The following is a 1,129-nucleotide window of genomic DNA, read 5'->3' on the forward strand; positions in this document are numbered from 1 at the left end:
CTAAGTGAGTGTCTGAGATCTCGATTGCGCGATGACATGGTCGGGACATGATGAGGTGTCGCGCAAGACCCTGATGACCGGGAGGTCGTTGGTCTTGCGGGTGATATCGATCCGGTGTCGGAGTAGCGAATCCTGCTGCAACAGAACGGCATTAGTGTCGGCGCGGCGCGTCCGGAACACGAAGAACTCCTGGTAGATCAATGGTTGTCGAGACCAGATGCACCAGGAGTTCGTGTGCCAGTATTGCCTACCTGCTTGTGTTCGTCATGCCCGGCCCACGGCGGTGAGTCGTGCGCGTCGGTCGAGCAGTGCTCGTTCTATCCCTCATCGTGCACCGACGAGCAGTGGTCCCTGCTCGAGCCGTTGCTGCCCAAGCCCGGCAATACCGGCGGTAGGGGCGGACGCAACGAGAAACACCCCCGCCGACAGGTCCTGGACGCGATCTTCTACCTCGCTCGCGGCGGCATCGCCTGGCTGGCGTTGCCCATCGACTTTCCACCCGCCAAAACCGTCTACGACATCTTTCGTCGATGGACGAAACTCGGTGCGTGGCAACGTATCAACGACGCACTGCGCGACCGGGTGCGGTTGAGCAGGGCGCGCAACCCCACTCCGAGCGCGGCCATCATCGACTCCCAGTCAGTGCGCGGCGCCGACACCGTGCACACCACCACCCGCGGATGGGACAACGGCAAGAAAGTCGGGGGCCGCAAACGCCACATCGCCGTGGACACCCTGGGCTTGCTGCTGGCCGTCGTGGTCACCGCCGCCAGCACCCAGGACCGCGACGCGGCCCACCCATTGCTGGCCCTGCTCCGGGAAAAGTTCTCCACCATCACTCTCACCTGGGCCGACGCCGGATATTCCGGGCGGCTGGTCGTGTGGGCCAAACAAGCACTCACCATGACCGTCGCCATCGTCAAACGCACAGATCCCGGCTTCGTGGTCCTACCCCGCCGCTGGGTCGTGGAGCGGACCTTCGCCTGGATCAGCAAACACCGCCGCTGCATCCGCGACTACGAAACACTTCCAGCACACCACGAAGCCATGGTCCACATCGCGATGATCATGACCATGTCACGACGACTGGCCCGCACCCGATAGCCGAGATCTCAGACACTCACTAAGG

General features: G+C 63.1%; 1 protein-coding gene. It reads left to right on the plus strand.

Annotated features, from left to right (window positions below; translation table 11 throughout):
* The first annotated feature begins 234 nt into the window (after window positions 1–234).
* On the plus strand, window positions 235–1,104 hold the full coding sequence (locus tag ACZ60G_RS44135) for an IS5 family transposase (RefSeq protein ID WP_465818406.1): 870 nt from the start codon (window positions 235–237) through the stop codon (window positions 1,102–1,104).
* Window positions 1,105–1,129 lie beyond the last annotated feature (25 nt).

It is taken from the genome of Nocardia sp. NPDC102475 (genome assembly GCF_055584605.1).